Consider the following 18080-nt stretch of genomic DNA (forward strand, 5'->3'; position numbering starts at 1 on the left):
CCTGTTCCTAGCGTGGGAGGCATGAAGGTACGGCAGAGCGTCATCGCCCTGGTCACGGCAGGGCTGGCGGCAGGCTGCTCGGCAGCCACGCCCGCCCAGACTCAGGCCAAGCCGCAGACGCAGACGCAGGTACAGACACACGCGCAGGCGCCCGCGGGCAACGACACCTCGGCTCCGCAGCCTACGGAGTCGAATCCGCCGGGCGACATCCCGGACGACACGGTGTTCGTGACCTACCGGCACCCCGGGCAGCCGTATGAGGTGAAGGTGCCCGAAGGGTGGGCGCGCACGGACCTGCCCACCGGAGCGAGCTTCACCGACAAGCTCAACAGCATCCGCATCGAGACCAGGCCCGCCGCCTCCCCGCCGACCGAGGCATCGGTCAGGAGCCAGGTGCACAGCAGCGACATTCGCACGGTGGACACGGTGATCAGGAAGGGCGGAAAGGCGGTGCGGATCGTCTACCGCGCCGACAGCAGCCCTGACCCGGTCACCGGCAAGGTCATCAAGGACGAGGTCGAACGCTATGCCTTCTACCAGGCCGGGCACGAAGCGATCCTTACCCTGTCCGGGCCGGTCGGCGCGGACAACGTGGACCCATGGCGCACGGTCTCCGACTCCTTCGGCTGGACGGCGTCGTGATCGTGCAGGCCGAAGAGCTCTACCGGTTCTACCGGTCGGGTGATGAGGAGACCAGGGCGCTGCGCGGAGTCAGTCTCGATGTCGCCGCGGGAGAGGTCGTACTGGTCAGCGGCCCGTCGGGGTCGGGCAAGTCCACGTTGCTGGCTTGCCTGGGCGGGCTGGACGACCCGGACGGCGGCATCGTCAGGGTGGACGGTCACCGCATCAGCCATCGGCCGGAGGCCGAGCGGGCCGCGCTGCGTGCCCGGCTGGTGGGTGTGTTGTTCCAGAGCGGCAACCTGATCGAGCACCTGACGGTCGCGGCCAACGTCGACCTGGCCCAGCGGCTGGCGGGGCGGCGTGATCGTCGCCTGCGCGATGAGTTGCTGGACGGTCTGGGGCTGGCGGGCAGGGCGCGGGCGTGGCCGAGTGAGCTGTCCGGGGGTGAGGCGGCCCGCGCGGGGCTGGCGGTGGCGCTGGCCAACCGTCCGGCGCTGTTGCTGGCCGACGAGCCCACCGGCGAACTGGACCAGCACACGGAGGGGCCCGTGCTGCGGCTGATCCGCCGGCAGGCAGGCGAGCGCACGGCCGTGGTGATCGCCTCGCACAGCCCGGCCGTGCGGCGGCTGGCCGACCGCATCCTGGAGCTGAAGGACGGCCGGGCGACATGACCGCGGAGCTCAAGGACCGGGCGGTGGGCATGACCGCGCTGGTCAGCTGCCAGGGGCTGGCCCGTTCGTACGGCAAGGGGGCGAACGCACTGGTCGCCGTGCACAGCGTCACCTGCGAGCTGTGGCCGGGCCAGCAGGTCGCGATCACCGGTCCGTCGGGGTCGGGCAAGACGACGCTGCTGCACCTGCTGGCCGGGCTCGACCGGCCCACGGCGGGCCGGATCGCCTGGCCCGCCCTCGACGACCACCCGCGCGGCCACGTCGGCGTGGTCTTCCAAGGGCCCAGCCTGCTGCCCCCGCTCAACGTCGCGGAGAACGTCGCGCTGCCGCTGATCATCGCGGGCATCGACGAAGCCGAGGCCAAGGAGCGGGCGCTGACCGCGCTGAGTGCGATCGGCCTGGCCGGCCTGGCCGCGTCACTGCCCGAACAGCTGTCGGGCGGGCAGGCGCAACGCGTGGCGGTCGCCCGCGTACTGGCCGCCGAGCCGCGCCTGATCATCGCGGACGAGCCCACGGCACAGCTCGACTCGGACCTGGCCCGCAGAGTGGTGGACCTGCTCATCGAGGTGGCCTCCCGGCTGGAGGCGGCCCTCGTGGTGGCCACGCACGACCCGCTGGTCGCGGCGCGGTTGCCCGCTACCTGGACCATGAGCGACGGAGCTCTCACATGTTGATCCTCATCTGGCTGCGCGGCCTGCTGGTTCGCCGGACGGGCAGGCTGGCCGCGGCCGCGGCGGGTATCGCGCTCGCCGTGGCGCTTCCCGCCGCGCTGGGCGCGTTCCTCGCGACTGCCAAGGCCACCATGACGGCCCGCTCGATCCAGCGGGTGGCAGTCGACTGGCAGGTGGAGCAGCAGCCCGGCCAGAGCGTGTCCGTCCCGATGCCCGGCACGTCCAAGCAAGTGAGCTTCGCCAGGATCGGCGGCTTCGAGTCCCGCCAGGCCGGGCAGACGCTGACCACCGGCGCGGGCCAGGTCCTCGGCCTGCCCGCCGGCTACGCCGCCACCTTCCCCGGCGAGCTGCGCCTGCTCGCCGGCAACGCGAATGGGCCGCTGCTGGCCCAGCAGACCGCAGCCAACCTGCACGCCCAGCCCGGCGCCAGTGTCACCGTGCGCCGCCCAGGGCTGCCGGACGCGACGGTGACGGTCACCGGGGTGGTGGAACTGCTCGCCGCCGACTCGCTGTTCCAGCGCGTCGGCGCACCCCCTGGCGCGCAGCCGCAGGCACCCCCGGACAACGTGCTGCTGCTGCCGGAGAGCGACTGGCGCCGGATGTTCGACGGCATCGCGCGCGACCGGGTGCGCACCCAGTTCCACGTCCGCATCGACCACCGGCTGCCGCCCGACCCGGCCGCTGCCTACACCGCGGTCACCGGGCAGGCGCGCAACCTTGAGGAGCGCATGGCCGGCAGCGGCCTGGTCGGCGACAACCTCGGCGCGGCCCTGGACGCCGCCCGCGAGGACGCCCTGTACTCCCAGGTGCTGTTCCTGTTTCTGGGCGCCCCGGCGGTCGTACTCGCGGCCCTGCTCGCCGGCCTCGTGACCCGTACCGGGGCGCCACGGCGGATGGCCGAGCAGGCGCTGCTGCGCACCAGGGGCGCCTCCAGGGGCACGCTGGTGCGGCTCGCCCTGGCCGAGACGGCGCTGGTGGGCGTGGCGGGAGTGCTGGCAGGTCTGGGACTGGCCGCGCTGGCCGGGCGGGCGCTGTTCGGATCGGCGAACGTGTCGTGGTGGGCCGCCGCCCTGGGACTGCTGGTCGCGGCCGTCACCGTGCTGCCGCCGACGCTGCACGCCACCACCGTGGCCGCCGCCCGCCGCCCGGTCGGCGGACCGCGCCGCTCTCCCGCCTGGCTGCGGTACGGGCTGGACCTGTGGCTGCTGGCCGGATCCGCGGTGGTCTTCTGGATCACCAGCAAGAACGGCTACCAGCTCGTCCTGGTCCCCGAGGGCCTGCCTCAGCTGTCGGTCGACTACTGGGCCTTCGCCGGACCGGCCTTGCTGTGGACCGGCGCCGGCCTGCTCATCTGGCGCCTGACCAGGACGATGCCCATCACCTGGGCGGTGCGGCCGCTGGCCGGCGGCCTGGCGGGCACCGTATCGGCGATGCTGACGCGCCAGCGCGCCCCGCTGGCCCGCACGGCCACCCTGGCGGCGCTGGCCGTCGCGTTCGCCGTCTCCACCTCCGTCTTCGACACCACCTACCGCCAGCAGGCCCAGGTGGACGCCGAGCTGACCAACGGCGCCGACGTCACCGTCTCCCAGGCCGCCGCCACCCAGGGGCAGCTCGCAGCCGTGCCCGGCGTCGCCCGGGTGGAGCCGCTGCAGCACCGCTTCGCCTACGTCGGCTCCGACCTGCAGGACCTGTACGGCATCCGTCCCTCCACCGTGCGCCTGCACGACGCCTACGTCTCCGGCGGCACCGCCCGCGAGATCCTCGACCGGCTCGCCCGGCAGCCGGATGCGCTTCTGGTCAGCCAGGAGACCGTCAACGACTTCCAGCTTCACCTCGGTGACCAGGTGCGGCTGCGGACCGAGAACGGCAGGACCGTCCCCTTCCACTACGCCGGCGTCATCACCGAGTTCCCGACCGCGCCCCGCGACAGCTTCCTCGTGGCCAACGCCTCCTACCTGGCCCGCACCATGCCTGCCGACACCATGTACCTGATCAGCACCGACGGGGCCCAGCCGAGGCAGGTCGCCGCCGCGCTTCGCGGCAGGCTCGGGCCGACGGCGAAGGTCACCGACGTGCAGACTACGCGCCAGGTCGTGGGCAGCAGCCTGACCGCCGTGGACCTGGCCGGCCTGACCACCATCGAGCTCGGCTACGCGCTGGCGCTGGCGGCCATGGCCACCGGTCTGCTGTTGGCCCTCGGCTTCGCCGAGCGGCGCCGTACCTACGCGCTGGCCCGGGTGCTGGGGGCGACCCCGCGGCAGCTGGGCTCGTTTGTGTGGGCCGAGGTGGCGCTGGTCGGGGTGGCCGCGGCCGTGCTCGGGGCGCTGTGCGGGTGGGCGCTGTCGAGGATGCTGGTGGCCGTGCTCAGCGGGGTGTTCGACCCGCCTCCCGACGCGCTGGCCGTGCCGTGGGCCTACCTGGCCGTGCTGGCAATCCTCGGCGTCGCGGCGTTGCTGGCCGCCGGGACCGCGACGGTACGGGCCGCCCGCCGCCCGCCGTTGACGGTGCTGCGCGACCTGTGACCGGTCCACTTCCCGTTTGCTGGAGGATCCCACCCGGCCGCACGTTCTTCGGCGACGGGGGCCCGAGCGTAGGTCCATCGGCGCGCCACGCCATCGACACCCGGGGCGGTGCTTTGCAAGGCCGGCACACAGCATGACGACACATGAAGGCGGTGTAGGAGTCGGGCCGACGAGCGCGGGCAAGGCTAGATCCGAGCTTGGATCGCCACATCGACCGGGGGGCACATGGGATCGCCAAGTTGCGCCTATCGCAGGGCCGTCTTCGCGGTAGCCGGTGCCGCGATGCTCAGCACCGTGCCGGTCAGCACCGCGAGCGTGGCGGACGTCCGCACCCGCAACGACGTACATCCCCAAACGCGCGCCAACCTGGAGGAGTCAGCGCGCAGTGCGGCCTTTGCCCACGCGATGTACCGTGTCTGCGCCGCCCAGGCTGTCCAGGAAGGGCTTCCGCAGGTGCGGGACCTGCTCAACCAGGCGGCACGCACCGAGTTGCACGAGCACTTCACCGGCCAGGCCAAGCTGATCGGGCTGGTCGGTGACAACGCCGCAAACCTGCGCGACGCCATCACCCGCAACTCCTACCCGGCGAGCCTCTACAGGAGGTTCGCCGCCGAAGCTGAGCACGACGGCGAGACGAACGCGGTCCGGGTGTTCACTGATCAGGGTCGAAACGTGGCCGCCCGCCACGACACCTTGACGCAGGCGCTCAAGGCGATCGTCCACCCCGCGCCGGGCACGGAGATCCCGGCGGCGGTGCCCGTCCCACGGGAGAGGACCCGAACCGGCGGTCCTGCCGCATCGGCTGCCCGCACGCTGGGCAATCTGGTCACCGCGTTGATGCAAGAGGCATTCGCCGACGCCAAGTACACCCTCGACGCTCAGCGGGTCCTGCAGACGGGCAAGCCGAGGCCGGCCATGCTGTTCGGCAGCATGGCCGGTGCTCAGCGCACAGGGCACTTCGCCGAGGAGACCCGGCTTGCCGGCCTGGTCCACGACACCAGAGCGAACGCGTGCGAGGCGACCGGTGGTGGAATCTACAGCGGTCGGCAGATGTATCCCGGCTATGCCAGGCAAGGCGCCAGAGTCGGCGATCACACCGTGGCGGGCCTGTTCACCAGCACCGCGCGCGATGAGGTGGAGCAGGCGCAGGCGCTCACCCACGCCGTGTCCCGGCTGCGTACTCGCTGCCCGGCCTTGGGCTGAACCACACCCACCGCCACCGTCACGCTCACCGCGGGCGCAACCGTTCTTATGATCGCGCCCCTGATGTCGCCGTCCTTGAAGGAAGCCTCACCGTCTCAGGAAATGTCGCACTCCTGGGTGCCCACCGGTACCGATTCGGCCGCTACCAGCCCCAGCGCGCTTCGCCGTATGCCGGACACACCCCTCCCAGAGGTTCTGAGCACAGGTCTACGTCGGCTGACGTCCTGCTTTGACTCGTGCGCGGGCCTCGCTGGGGCGCGCCGCCCGCCGATGACGGTGCTGCGCGACCTGTGACCCATCAGCGGCCCGCCTCCAGCTCGGCCAGCAGCTCGACCCAGCACCGGCCGACGACCTCGGGCGTGTAGCGCTGTGAGGTGGTCAGCGCGGTCCTGCCCATCGTATGGCGACCGGCCTCGTGGTCGATGAGGAGCCCAATCGCCGCAGCCAGGGCGGTGACGTGTTGCCGCGGGACGAGGAGCCCGTCGTGGCCGTGAGTGATGATCTCGCCCGGCCCGTGAGGGCAGTCGAAGGCGACCACCGGCACGCCCTTGCTCAGTGCCTCCAGGATCGTCACCGGGAATCCTTCGCGGCGGGAGGAGAGCACGAAGATCGAGGCGCCGTCGAGCTCGGCGCCGACATCCCGGCAGGGGCCGGGGAACTCGACCGAGCAGGCCAGACCCAGATCACCGGCCAGCTTGACCAGGCGGGCGCGCTCAGGCCCAGAGCCGACGATGCGCAGCGTCCAGCCAGCGCGGGCGGCACTGACCTGTTCCCAGGCGCGCAGGAGCAGGTCGTAGCCCTTGACCTTGGACAGGCGGCCGATCGCGACGACGGTCTCGGCGTTCAGTGGGGAGGGGCCGCCGGTGAGGGACGGCGTGGCGTTCGGAATGCGCAGCAGGTGCCGCGGCGCACGCGGGCCCAGGGCCGCGCGGTAGGCGCCCAGATCGGCCTCGGTCAGAGTGACGAGCGCGTCGAGCCTGCCGTACCTGCGGGCGATCAAGTCCTGGACGGCCGGGTTGTGGGAACCCAAGCCGGTGTGCTCCTGCCCGATCGTGATCACGCCGGGCGCAGCCAGCAAGGCGGCGGCCAGATTGAGGCCGGGTCGCGTGGTGATCAGGACGCCCGTGCGCAGCCCGCGCAGGAAACGCAGCAGGGCCAGGTCGGTACGCAGGTCGAACCTGTCATAGGCGGCCTCCTGTCGCGGGATGAGCCTGCTGCGGAGCAGGCTCGCGAGCAAGGCGGCGCGGGATCGGCGGCCGGTGCGGTCGTCCAGGAAGGTGACGCGCACGCCGGGGGGCACCTGGAAGAAGGGCTTGTCCTTGGTCTTGGTGACGCTGACGATCTCGACGTCGTGATGGGCCGCCAGCGTCCTGGCGAGGTCGAAGGTGGTCCGTATGGTGCCGCCCATGCCGTACGCGTGCAGCAGGAGGATTTTCACCTGCCGGGTGCTGCGCGGGCCGGCCCTGCGAGCCCTGAAGCGGTTGTCCGCGCGCAGCAGGAACACCCCGAGCCGTCGAGTGAGCCGTCGTACTGGCCGTCGCGCGTTGGCGGCCAGGTGGATGGCGGCCGGCGTGAGGATGATCGATCCCAGGGTGTCGGTGGGATAGTGCGCCCCGAGATAGACCCTCGCCGTCATCTGAGCGGCCACCAGCACACCACCCGCCGCCACAACGGGCCGAAAGAGGCGGGTCTTCCTGGCCAGCAGCGCCACGGCGACTACGAACGACAACGTCAGGCAGACGTGTCCGCTGGGAAAGCTGTCGGGGCCGAGCTCCCGCACCAGAGCGTGGAGGGCCGGGGGCCGGGGACGGGCGACGACGACCTTGACCAGCGCGCCCACGCCCCACCCCGCGGCGATCATCAGCAGCACGCCTGCGGCGGCGCGCCGCCGTCCCGACACGGCGACACCCACGACGAGGAGTGCGGCCAAGGCCGTGCCCACGACGGTGCCGAAGCCCACGTTCAGGACCTGCGCCACGGTGGTCGGCCACGGGCCGCGTAGCGCCTGCACCGCCTGGCTCACGCTAGTGTCCGCCGCGGTCCACGCCGGCGTGCGCGCGGCGAAGCCGACGACCACCCCCACGCCCAGGAACACGGCGGAAACCGGCACCGGGACGGTCGTTGTGCTGCCTGATCTCATGAACGAACGGTAGGGAAGGACGGGACAGCGTCCGCTCAGCACGCGGTTAGTGCGGCGCTAACCTTCGCGCACGCGTGGGCAAGCGTGCAGCCGTGATTCGGGCCAGGATTAACCTGACGTTATGGTTGGCCGAACCTGCCGCTATCCCGCGTTTCCGCAGGCTGATGGCGTCAGTACGACGTCAATGCATCGGAGATATGTCAATGCGTAAGTCTGTGATCATCCCCGGACTCGCCGCCGTGGCCGTCCTCGTGGCGGGCGGCGGAGCTGCCGCGTACGCCTCCTCCCTCGACCAGAGCCCCACCCCCGCCCCTTCCTCCTCCCAGTCCTCCGCCGCCCCCTCCGAGCAGGCCCCCGAGACCGAGGCCGCCACGCCTGCGGAGAACGCGGAGCCCAGCGAAGGTATGCAGGAAGACGCGCAGGGCCAGAAGGCCGAGGCCGAGGACGGCCAGGACGACACAGTCAGCCAGCAGGCCGAGGCCGAGGACGGCGACGACGACCAGGGCGCCGAGAAGGCCGAAGCCGAGGACGGCCAGGACGACAAGGGGCAGGAAGCCGGCTCCGAGACCCAGGAGGGCAAGCAGGGCCAGGCGGGCGACCAGCACGAGCAGGAGGGCAAGGGCGACACCTCCGAGCCCGAGGACGGCTGAGCACGACGCCGACTGAGATCGAGGACGGCTGAGCCAAGCGCCGGGCACCCTGAAATTCGCTGTGCTGGGGTGCCCGGCTCACTCCTGAGCCTTCGACTCTACGCCCGCGGTCGCGGCAGCCACGGACACTGCAGACCTTCGCGAGGCGATGCACCCGCGGGCTCCTGGCCGACCGGGGCGGCCTCGGCAAAGGGTCGCGCCAAATTCCTCCCCACTCAACGTCTTCACTGAAAGTAATCGATAGGTTGCTTAAGTGATGATCCGGATGGTAGGCACGGTGCAGCGATGGCTGCTCGCGTTGATGATCGTCTGCTATCTGCTGGCCGCGGTGGTGCCGCGGCCGGGCGAGGTTCTGCGGACGGTGGCGCTGCCCGTGCTCGGATCGGGTAGTTCGGTCACGATGCCCATGATCTTGCTGGCCGTGACGTTGTCGACCGCCGGTCTTGGGGTGCGGGTGCGGGATCTGCGCACCGTGCTGGGCAGGCCCGTGCGGCTGGCGTCGGGCGTGGCGGTGAACGCGCTCCTGCCGGTGGTGCTGTTGCCGGTCGCCGCGCTGTGCCTGCGGGCCTGGCCCGACGCCGCGGAGGTGGAGTGCCTGGCGGTCGGATTGCTGCTGGTGCTGGCGATGCCGATCGCCGACGGAGCGGCGTCATGGGGGCAGAACGCGGGGGGCAACGTTCCCTTGGTGGTCGCCATGGTCGTGGGCTCGACGATGCTCAGCCCTGTCACGGTTCCGTGGGGGCTGACCGTGTCCGCCGCCCTGGTCGGTCCGGCGGGCGTTGGCAGCCTCGACGACACGGCGCGGATCGACGGACTGGCCGGGACGGCGGGCGCGGCCGCGTTCGCCCTGGCCTTGATCGTGCTGCCGTGCCTGGCCGGGATCATCGCGCGGGCCGTGGTCGGGGAGCGCCGAACAACACGCGCCGCCCCGGTCGTCAAACTGGTCAACCTCGTGAACATCCTGCTGCTGTGCTACGTCAATGCCTCCGGCGCGCTCGGGCAGGCGCTGTCCCACCCCGACCCCGACTTCATGATCCTGGCCGTCGGCGTGGCCGGCGTGGTCTGCTGCCTGTCCTTCCTCGCCGGCCGATGGATATCCCGATGGACCCGATGCGACACCCCCGACGGCATCTCACTCACCTTCGCCACCGGCATGAACAACACCAGCGCGGCCGCGGTCCTGGCCGCAAGCTGGTTCGCGCACCGCCCGCAGGTCCTCCTGCCGATCCTGGCCTACAGCCTGCTGCAGAAGCTCGCCGCCGGCCTGTTCGGAACCCGGGCGGCCGCTCCTCCTGCGGCCCAGGCATGAGCCCACGCGCATCGCCGACCCCACCCCACCGAACCGCCGAGCCGGGAGGCGCCAGGCCACCAACGTGCCCAGCACGACGAGGGCGATCAAGGCCACCGGCAGCAGAGCGGTCAGGGAGATCAACGAAGAGGAACGCACAGCAGGTAGTGTGCCGCCGCCAGCCACCTCGACGATCGCCGGGGCGCTTCCCCAGCATCTTGATCAATCCGCAGTAGCAGTGGGGCCGTGACCGCCGCCGACCTCAGCGCCCAGGGCTCCTCGAGCGGGTCCCGATCGATGACCCGACTCGGTCTCCACCGGCCTGCAAACCCCTGGCGAACATGCCCGGTGCCACCAGAAGCGGGCGCACCGTCGTGCTTGACGCCGAGACTAAGACGGCTGCCTACGGCATGCTCCACCTCATCATCGCGTTCACCGGATCGGACCGTGATCTCAAGGGGGGAGACCCACGTACGCCGCGGTCACCCCCTTGAGATCAGCCGCCTAGGCCATCTTCCTGTGTGGAGCGCGGCGCATGCCTGTCAGGGCGCCAGGCCCAGCTCACGAAGCTGCGCGGGCCGCAGCGGCCGCCACCCGCCGATGTCGAGCTTGGCCAGTTCCACTTCCACGTTGATGACACCGAAGAAGTTGATGTTGTCGCTGTGGCCGGGCGAGATGTGCGACAGGATCTCGTCCGGCACGTCCCGGCCCTGGGAACGCGGCTCCAGCACCGCACGAGAATAATATTCTGTCGTCCGGGCGACCACCGCGTTGGTCAGCAGGGTCAGGCACCACGCCTGCTCGGTCTGCTGTTCCAGATGCGGCCGGGTGATGGTGTCCTGCTGGGCGTAGTGCAGGTCGCGGCGCAGCGCGTGCAGGCTCTCCCCCTTGTTCAATTGTCGCGAGATCTTCCGCCTGGAGGCCGGGGCCGAGAGGTATTTGGCCAGGTGCACGGTCCTTCGCAACACGCCCCACTCCTTCAGCGCGGCGGCCAGGGTGTTCTGCCGGGAGGCGGCAGACCACGTGCCGACGATCAGCGAGGCGGTGGCCTGGCCGTACTTCAGCGATCCGGCCATGCGCAGCAGGTCCGGCCAGCAGGCGGTGATGAGGTCCTCGTTCCAGCGCGCGTCCAGCAGCGGCCCGGCGTGCGGGTAGCGTTTGGCGATCTCGGTCGGGGTGTCGTCACGGACCAGGGTGACCCGGGTCAGATCCCGCATCCTCGGGGTCAGGGCCTTGCCAACCAGGTCGAACAGCGCAAAGTTGATCAACGTGGCGCCGTGCGTATCCGTTGCGTGCTCGGTGATCGGAAGGTCGGTGGCGTTGCCGAGGAAGTCGTCCAGGACGTAGTGCGCCTCCCGCGCCGTCGGCACGATGATCTTCGTGCCGTACGTGGACCAGTGGTCCGAGACATGGGTGTAGGTGGACAGCACCTGACCGCCGTGAATGACCATGGTGCGGGCGGTGGCGCCCTTGCCGCGCACGGGGAACGCTGCCCATCCGAGCTGGACATGGTGCCGCCGCCGAACACCTTGGCCGGCTCCAGGCCGTAGTGGTGGTTGACGATGACCGTGTTGGCCTCGCGCAGCGTCTCCTCCCGCACATACCACTCCATCGTCCAGGCCAGCACGTCGTAGGACACCCCGCAGGCCTCCGACATCCGGGCCAGGCCCAGATTCGTGGCCATCGCGATGAGCACCGCCAGGATGTTGCGCTTGGTCTCGGTCGATGTGCTCAGCTTTCGGCCGCCCGCGTGGGTGAAGCAGTCCAGGAAATGCGTGCGCGCGTCCAGCTCGATCAGCAGCGAGGCGATCGGCGCGAACGGCAGCATCGCGGCCAGCTCGTCTTTGAGTGCCTTGGCCTCGGCCGGTACGCCCTCGGCCGACAGCGGCGGCACCACCAGATGCTCGTCCTCATCCAGCCGGACCATGCCGGTGTCATCGGGAGCGGCGCCGGCCAGGGTCGTCTCCAGCTCTTCCAGGGCGGCGTGCAGTTCCTCCTTTCCCTGTTCCAGCGCGTCCGTCGCGTTCGGCGGCTTGCCCACCAGGCGGCAGTACTCGCCGCTCCAGGGCGCCCACTGCTCCGGCGTGTACAGGTAGGTGGCCGGGTCGGCGTAGCGGCGCGAGCCCGGCACGAAGACGTCCCCCGAGCGCAGCCCGTCCCGCAGGCACAAGATCACACACAGTTCCCAGTAATGGCGGTAGGCGGTGTCCTCACCGGACTTGCGGGCCTTGGCCAGGTAGTCGGCGTACTTGGCGGGCACGAACCCGGTCGGCGCGCCCGCGTGCACCTTCCGGCCGCCGAGTCGGTTCATCTCCTTCAACACCGCCACCGCCTCCATCAGCTCGGCCGTGCCCGGCCCGCCCTGGAGGTCGATCACGGCCAGCACGTTCGGGGTGAACTGGCGCAGGTGGGTGTAGGAGGGCTCCAGCTCCGACAGTCGGCCGTGGTCGCGGGGCAGCGGCTTCCACTCATCGTCGGTGATCTCCGGGTACGAGCGCAGCTGCTCCAGCTGCTCCTCGGAGAACATCTTCTCGGACAACGCACCACCTCTACCTGCCGTACCGGACGAAACCGGAACGAACGTATCGGCAGTGATCACCAACCCGGCAAACGCGTCGTTAGTGCAGGTCGGGCGTTACTTCTTTAGAAATTTCTTCATTGCTACCGGGACCCCGAAAGGAGGAACGCATGCCGCGGGCGAGGGTCGGGGTCGATCGCCTCGGAGTCGCTTCCAGCGAGCACCGACAACTATGACGGTATTGACAAAAAAAATTTTCGGTAAGAGGGTGGAGGTACCCCGGAGGGACGGGGCGGCCGGCCGGCCGCCGTACGGACCCGCCGGGGCGGCCGCGGGGCACGTTCCCGCCGGTCGGCACGGGCTTTCTCCCGACGACACGGACTCCCCCCAAGGATGAGGCGATGACCACCACCTCCCGCCCCACTCCCGGCGCCCGCGCCACGCGCCGGGAGTGGACCGCGCTGGCCGTACTGGCCCTGCCCACGCTGCTGCTGTCGCTGGACGTCAGCATCCTGTACCTGGCGCTGCCGCACCTGAGCGCCGAGCTGGGGGCCGACGCCACCCAGCAGCTGTGGATCCTGGACATCTACTCGTTCATGCTCGCCGGGTTCCTGGTCACGATGGGCACGCTCGGCGACCGGATCGGCCGCCGCAGGCTGCTGCTGATCGGCGCGGCCGTCTTCGCCGCCGCCGCGGTGCTGGCCGCCTTCTCCACCACCCCGGCCATGCTGATCGCCGCCCGCGCGCTGCTGGGCGTCTCCGGGGCGACGATGATGCCCTCCACCATGGCGCTGATCAGGAACATGTTCACCGACCCGCGCCAGATGCAGCTGGCGGTCAGCGTGTGGTTCAGCTGCTTCATGGGCGGCATGGCCCTGGGCCCGCTGGCCGGCGGGCTGATGCTGCAGCACTTCTGGTGGGGCTCGGTGTTCCTGCCCGCCGTCCCGGTGATGGCGCTGCTGCTGGCCGCGGGTCCCCGCCTGCTGCCCGAGTACCGCGCCCCCGGCGCCGGCCGGGTGGACCTGGTCAGCGTCGCGCTGTCGCTGGCGGCGATCCTGCCGGTCATCTACGGCCTCAAGGAGGTGGCCCGCGGCGGCTGGCAGCCGCTGCCTGCCGCGGCCGTCGCCACCGGGGTGGTCTTCACCGTGCTGTTCGTCCGCCGCCAGCGCCGCCTGGCCGACCCCCTGCTGGACCTGCGGCTGCTGTCCAGCCGTTCCTTCAGCACGGCGCTGGGCGTCATGCTGCTGGCCGGGATCGTCATGGCCGGGGTGACGCTGATGTCGACCACGTACCTGCAGGCCGTCGAGGGGCTGTCGCCGTTCGCGGCGGGGCTGTGGCTGGTGCCGCAGAACATCGCGATGATCGCCGGTTCCCTGCTGGCGCCGGTGCTGGCCCGCCGGATCCGCCCGGCGTACGTGATGGCGGCCGGGCTGGCCGTGGCGGCGTGCGGGCTGGCACTGCACACCCAGATCTCCGGCACAGGGGGGCTGGCGCTGCTGGTGGCGGGTCTCATCCTGGCCTCCGGCGGCGTGGCGCTGCCCATGCCGATGACGATGAACCTGATGCTGGGCGCCGCGCCGCCGCAGAAGGCCGGCGCGGCGGCCGCGCTGTCGGAGGCCAGCGGCGAGTTCGGTGTGGCCCTGGGGGTGGCCACCCTGGGCAGCCTGGCGGCGTTCGTCTACCGCGACCGGCTGGCCGAGGCCCTGCCGGGCGGCGTCCCCGCCGGTGCCGCGGACGCCGCGGGCGAGGGCGTCGCCGGCGCGGTGGCCGCGGCCGGCCGGCTGCCCGCCGCGGCGGGCGCCGAGCTGCTGGAGGGCGCCCGCACCGCCTTCACCGGCGGGCTGACCACCGTCGCCTGGCTCGGGGCGGCCGTCTTCACCGTCCTGGCGATCGTCTCGGCACTGGCCTTCCGCCGCGACGGAGCCCCGGACGCGGCCCCCGCCGCGGCCGGAACCGAGACCACCGCCGCGGCCGGAACCGGGACCGCGGCCGAGGGCGCGGCCGTGCCCCAGCCCGTGGCCGGGTGAGGGCGGCGGGGGAAGGACCGCCGGAGCCCCGGGGTCATCGGTGAGCACCGACGACCCCGGGGCTCCGGCGTGCTCCGGGCGGCCCCGCGGCGGCGGGTCAAGAGCCGTCACCGAGGAGGGACTCGGCGACGGCGGTGCGGGCGTAGAGCACCGAGCGGCCGGCCCGGTGCGCGCTGACCAGGCCCGCGTCGCGCAACGCGGTCAGGTACTGCGACACCCCCGAGGGCGACAGCCCGGTACGGCGGGCCAGCTCGGTGGTGGAGGCCGGCGCCTCCAGCTCGGTCAGCAGCAGGGTCCGTGAGCGGCCGAGCACGGCGGCGACGGCGCCGGACCTGGCGGCGGGGCGGGGCCGCCACAGCGTTCCGACGCCTCGCGCCGGATAGGCCAGCTGCGGCGGCTCCGGCGGCGTCACCCGGGTGAGCGGGCCCGGCCCGGTGAACGCCGAGGGGACCAGCAGCAGCCCGGCTCCGGCCGCCTCGCGAGGCAGGGCCCGCCTGCGCGTCAGCCGCAGCGTGCTGTCGTCCCAGCTCATCGAGAGGTGCAGCTCGTTGAGGAGGCGGCCCGCGCCGTGCTCGGCGAACTGCCGGGCCCGATGGAAGACATCGGCGTCGAGCACCGCTCGGATCCGCGCCCAGTAGGGGGCCAGCGCCACCTCCCAGTAGGTCTCGACCTCCTCGGCGAGCGCGGGCAGGTGGGCTCGCGGGTCGGCGTACAGGGCCCGCAGCCGGGGGCCCAGGGCTCCCCGGCGGTGCGCGAGGCGATCGAGGTCGTGGCGCACCCGCCCTGTGGGGGTGGCCAGGATCGCGGCCAGCTCCCCGGCCAGGTCGGGGGCCGGTCCGGTCGGCGCCGGGTTGAGGAAGTCGGGGACGTAACCGCCGGGCCCGATCAGTTCGGCGAGCCAGCCCCGCTCCAGCCTGGCCACCGTGACGCGCGGCCTCACCTGGCGCAGCCAGCGGCGGTGCACCGGGTGATCCAGGTGTGAGCCCAGCAGCTTGAAGCTGGTCCCCACCTCCCACATCGGCGAGACGGCGAAGCGCATCTGCGCCAGATCATCGGCCGAGAACGCCAGCTCAGCCAGGGTGGCCACCTCCAGGATTCCAGCATGTGTGAATCGATCGCGGCCAGCCTACCGAGCGCGGAACATCCGGGTATGACTTCGACCTCACAGACGATCACCGCCGCGGCGTCGGGCACCTGGACGCTCGGCGACCTGACGGTCAACCGAATCGGATTCGGCGCGATGCGCCTGCCCCAGCGCGGCGCGGCGTTCGCCCCCGGCTCCCCGCCGCGCGACCACGGGGAGGCGATCGCGGTGCTGCGCCGGGCGGTCGAGCTGGGCGTGAACCACATCGACACCGCCGCGTTCTACTTCTCCTCGCTGCGCTCGGCCAACGAGCTGATCGACCGGGCGCTGGCCCCGTACCCGGACGACCTGGTCATCGCCACCAAGGTCGGGCCGGGCCGCGACCCGTCGGGGGAGTGGCTGCCGCACGCCGGGCCCGGGCTGCTGCGCGGCCAGGTGGAGGAGAACCTGCGCCAGCTGGGCCGCGACCACCTGGACGTGGTGAACCTGCGCATCGTGGGAACCGACTCGATCGCCGAGCGGTTCGGCGCGCTGGCCGAGCTGCGCGACGCCGGGCTCATCCGCCATCTGGGCCTGTCCAACGTCCGGCCCGAGCACCTGGCCGAGGCCCAGGCCATCGCGCCGGTGGTGTGCGTGCAGAACCTGTACGGCATCGGCGCCGCGTCCTGGCAGGACGAGTTCCTGCGCCTCTGCGGCGAGCAGAAGGTGGCGTTCGTGCCGTTCTACTCGATCGCCGGCACCGGCCGCGAAGCGGGTGCGCGCGGCGGCGACGACGCCGAGCTGCTGGCCGTGGCGCGGGCGCGGGGGGTGAGCCCGGCGCAGGTCCGGCTGGCCTGGACGCTGCACCGCGGGCCACATGTGCTGGCCATTCCCGGCACCGGTGATCCCGGTCATCTCGCCGAGAACGTGGCCGCCGGCGCGCTGCGCCTGTCGCAGGAGGAGCTGGCCGTACTGGACCGCCTCCATCGGCGCGGAGCCTGATCCCGATTCCGGCAGCCGGTCCTGTCGATTCCGGCGCGGCCGGTTCGTGTAGAGGATGAGGGGGCCGGCCCGGAAAGGGGTCGGCCCTGGATTCCCGAGGAGGAAGACCGGATGAGGCGATACCTGATCAGCATGTACCAGCCGGAGGGCACCCCGCCGCCGGAGGTGCTGGAGCCGATCATGCGGGAGATGGACGCGCTGCGCGAGGAGCTGCGGGCCGCCGGGGCGTGGGTGTTCGCCGGCGGCCTGCACCCGCCGGCCACCGCCACCGTGGTGCGCGTCGAAGACGGCGAGACCCTTCTCAGCGACGGCCCCTTCATCGAGGCCAAGGAGCACTTCGGCGGGTTCACCGTCATCGAGGCCCCCGACCTGGACGCCGCCCTGGAGTGGGGCCGCCGCTACGCCCGGGCCACCACCCTGCCGGTGGAGGTACGGCCGCTGTACGACGAGCCCGCCGGCCGTCCGTGACCGGTCCCGTCCTCAGCGAGCTGGAGCGGCTCTTCCGCGCCGAGCACGGCCGCGCGGTGGCGGTGCTGACCGGCCTGTTCGGCGACCTGGACGTCGCCGAGGAGGCCGTGCAGGAGGCGTTCGCCGCCGCGGCGCGGCACTGGCCGTCGGCGGGGGTGCCGCCCAGCCCGGCCGGATGGATCATCACCGTCGCCCGGAACCGGGCGATCGACCGGCTGCGCCGGGAGGCCTTGCGCGAAGACCGGCACGCCCAGGCGGCCCTGCTGCACGCCTGCGATCACCAGCGGGAGACGCCCGGGGACGGGGACTGGGACGGGGTGCCCGACGACCGGCTGCGGCTGATCTTCACCTGCTGCCATCCGGCGCTGGCCACCGGCGCGCAGGTGGCGCCGACGCCGGTGGTGGCGCTCAACCGGGCGGTCGCCGTCGCCGAGGTGGAGGGGCCGCAGGCGGCGCTGACGCTGGTGGAGGGGCTGGGCCTGGACGGCTACCACCTGTGGCACGCCGTACGGGCCGGCCTGCTGGAGCGGCTGGGACGGGGACGGGAGGCCGCGGCGGCGTACGAGGCGGCGATCACCCGGTGCGGCAACGCCGCCGAGGTGCGGTTCCTGCGGCGGGGCCGGCGGCTGCTCGGCGCCGGCTGAGCCGCCGTCCCCGCGGCCTGGTTTCGAGCGCGCTCCAAGGCGTGGCGCCGTGACCGGTGACGAGGGAGCCCGCACCGCCGGTCACCGGCGGCGCGGTACCGACCCCTTCGGAACCGCCGCGCCGCGTCCCGGCGTCACGAGGGCGTGGCGGGATCAGGCCGACAGGGCCCGCCCCTCGTCGCCGGCGCCGGAGGCGCAGGCGGCGGCCAGCTCGTCCAGGGACATCCCCAGGGCCGAGGCCAGCGCCGCGACGGTGAAGAAGGCGGGGGTCGGCGCCCGGCCGGTCTCGATCTTGCGCAGGGTCTCCGCCGACACCCCGGCGGCCGCGGCGACCTCCACCATGCTGCGGTCGCCGCGGGCGCGGCGCAGTATCGCGCCGAACCGCTCCCCGCGTTGCCGCTCCCACGGGGTCAATGGGGTTCTCACCATGCCTGCGATACTAATCCCAGCCGTGCCGTTATATTAATACCGGTATAAGAATTGGATGATCTCGGCGGGCGCGCGAGGAAGGCGTGGGGGAGAAGGCGGGGAGCACCACAGGAGGCGGCGAAGCGGGAGAGAACGCCGTGAAGGGCGGTGCGGAGGGGAGAAG

Annotated in this window: 15 protein-coding genes and 1 pseudogene; 11 read left to right on the forward strand and 5 right to left on the reverse strand. The window is 72.1% G+C overall.

The features are described from left to right. Window positions 1-21 precede the first annotated feature (21 nt). From IEZ10_RS24855 to IEZ10_RS24875, 5 genes are all read left to right on the forward strand, one after another. A complete protein-coding gene (locus IEZ10_RS24855; protein WP_189248924.1) occupies window positions 22-642 on the forward strand; it encodes a hypothetical protein in 621 nt (206 codons plus the stop codon). Further along, a complete protein-coding gene (locus tag IEZ10_RS24860) occupies window positions 600-1292 on the forward strand; it encodes an ABC transporter ATP-binding protein (protein WP_189248925.1) in 693 nt (230 codons plus the stop codon). The genes IEZ10_RS24855 and IEZ10_RS24860 overlap by 43 nt, the downstream gene beginning before the upstream one ends. Next, window positions 1289-1966 carry an ABC transporter ATP-binding protein gene (locus tag IEZ10_RS24865; protein ID WP_229811614.1) on the forward strand — a complete coding sequence of 226 codons (678 nt, stop codon included), beginning with the start codon at window positions 1289-1291 and terminating at the stop codon, window positions 1964-1966. The genes IEZ10_RS24860 and IEZ10_RS24865 overlap by 4 nt, the downstream gene beginning before the upstream one ends. Further along, window positions 1960-4485 (forward strand): ABC transporter permease, encoded by a 2526-nt coding sequence (locus IEZ10_RS24870; protein ID WP_229811615.1) that lies wholly within the window; start codon window positions 1960-1962, stop codon window positions 4483-4485. The genes IEZ10_RS24865 and IEZ10_RS24870 overlap by 7 nt, the downstream gene beginning before the upstream one ends. A gap of 282 nt (window positions 4486-4767) precedes the next feature. Then, window positions 4768-5688 carry a rubrerythrin family protein gene (locus tag IEZ10_RS24875; protein WP_189248926.1) on the forward strand — a complete coding sequence of 307 codons (921 nt, stop codon included), beginning with the start codon at window positions 4768-4770 and terminating at the stop codon, window positions 5686-5688. A gap of 298 nt (window positions 5689-5986) precedes the next feature. Here IEZ10_RS24875 and IEZ10_RS24880 read toward each other — a convergent pair whose 3' ends face one another. Next, window positions 5987-7828 carry a glycosyltransferase gene (locus IEZ10_RS24880; RefSeq protein ID WP_229811616.1) on the reverse strand — a complete coding sequence of 614 codons (1842 nt, stop codon included), beginning with the start codon at window positions 7826-7828 and terminating at the stop codon, window positions 5987-5989. Between the two features lie 203 nt (window positions 7829-8031). Here IEZ10_RS24880 and IEZ10_RS24885 point away from each other — a divergent pair, with 203 nt between their 5' ends. Together IEZ10_RS24885 and IEZ10_RS24890 are read left to right on the forward strand one after the other, a co-directional pair. After that, on the forward strand, window positions 8032-8478 hold the full coding sequence (locus IEZ10_RS24885) for a hypothetical protein (protein ID WP_189248927.1): 447 nt from the start codon (window positions 8032-8034) through the stop codon (window positions 8476-8478). Window positions 8479-8734: 256 nt separating this feature from the next. Beyond that, window positions 8735-9787: a bile acid:sodium symporter family protein gene (locus IEZ10_RS24890; protein ID WP_189248928.1), complete on the forward strand. Its 1053-nt coding sequence runs from the start codon at window positions 8735-8737 to the stop codon at window positions 9785-9787. A gap of 521 nt (window positions 9788-10308) precedes the next feature. Here the strand turns inward: IEZ10_RS24890 and IEZ10_RS39200 are convergent. After that, window positions 10309-11217 carry a Tn3 family transposase gene (locus IEZ10_RS39200; RefSeq protein ID WP_268246363.1) on the reverse strand — a complete coding sequence of 303 codons (909 nt, stop codon included), beginning with the start codon at window positions 11215-11217 and terminating at the stop codon, window positions 10309-10311. Window positions 11218-11255: 38 nt separating this feature from the next. Beyond that, window positions 11256-12293: pseudogene (locus IEZ10_RS40320) on the reverse strand (Tn3 family transposase); the annotation flags it as partial. Between the two features lie 392 nt (window positions 12294-12685). Between IEZ10_RS40320 and IEZ10_RS24905 the strand changes: the two are divergent. Then, window positions 12686-14311, forward strand: coding sequence for an MFS transporter (locus IEZ10_RS24905; protein WP_189248930.1), 1626 nt, complete (start codon window positions 12686-12688; stop codon window positions 14309-14311). 97 nt (window positions 14312-14408) lie between these two features. Here IEZ10_RS24905 and IEZ10_RS24910 read toward each other — a convergent pair whose 3' ends face one another. Then, the gene (locus IEZ10_RS24910; protein ID WP_229811617.1) at window positions 14409-15398 is read right to left on the reverse strand and encodes an ArsR/SmtB family transcription factor; all 990 of its coding nucleotides are present in this window, start codon (window positions 15396-15398) and stop codon (window positions 14409-14411) included. A 63-nt stretch (window positions 15399-15461) separates the two neighbouring features. Between IEZ10_RS24910 and IEZ10_RS24915 the strand changes: the two genes are divergently transcribed. The 3 genes from IEZ10_RS24915 to IEZ10_RS24925 all read left to right on the forward strand — a co-directional run bounded on the left by IEZ10_RS24915 (window position 15462) and on the right by IEZ10_RS24925 (window position 17488). Beyond that, window positions 15462-16376: an aldo/keto reductase gene (locus tag IEZ10_RS24915; RefSeq protein ID WP_189248931.1), complete on the forward strand. Its 915-nt coding sequence runs from the start codon at window positions 15462-15464 to the stop codon at window positions 16374-16376. Between the two features lie 111 nt (window positions 16377-16487). After that, window positions 16488-16844, forward strand: coding sequence for a YciI family protein (locus IEZ10_RS24920; protein WP_189248932.1), 357 nt, complete (start codon window positions 16488-16490; stop codon window positions 16842-16844). Then, window positions 16841-17488, forward strand: coding sequence for a sigma factor (locus tag IEZ10_RS24925; RefSeq protein ID WP_189248933.1), 648 nt, complete (start codon window positions 16841-16843; stop codon window positions 17486-17488). The genes IEZ10_RS24920 and IEZ10_RS24925 overlap by 4 nt, the downstream gene beginning before the upstream one ends. 153 nt (window positions 17489-17641) lie before the next feature. Here the strand turns inward: IEZ10_RS24925 and IEZ10_RS24930 are convergent, their stop codons facing one another. Further along, a complete protein-coding gene (locus IEZ10_RS24930) occupies window positions 17642-17917 on the reverse strand; it encodes a helix-turn-helix domain-containing protein (protein WP_189248934.1) in 276 nt (91 codons plus the stop codon). Window positions 17918-18080: the final 163 nt, after the last annotated feature.

The organism is Streptosporangium pseudovulgare, from assembly GCF_014648055.1.
In the GTDB taxonomy this organism is placed as follows: Bacteria; Actinomycetota; Actinomycetes; order Streptosporangiales; family Streptosporangiaceae; genus Streptosporangium; species Streptosporangium pseudovulgare.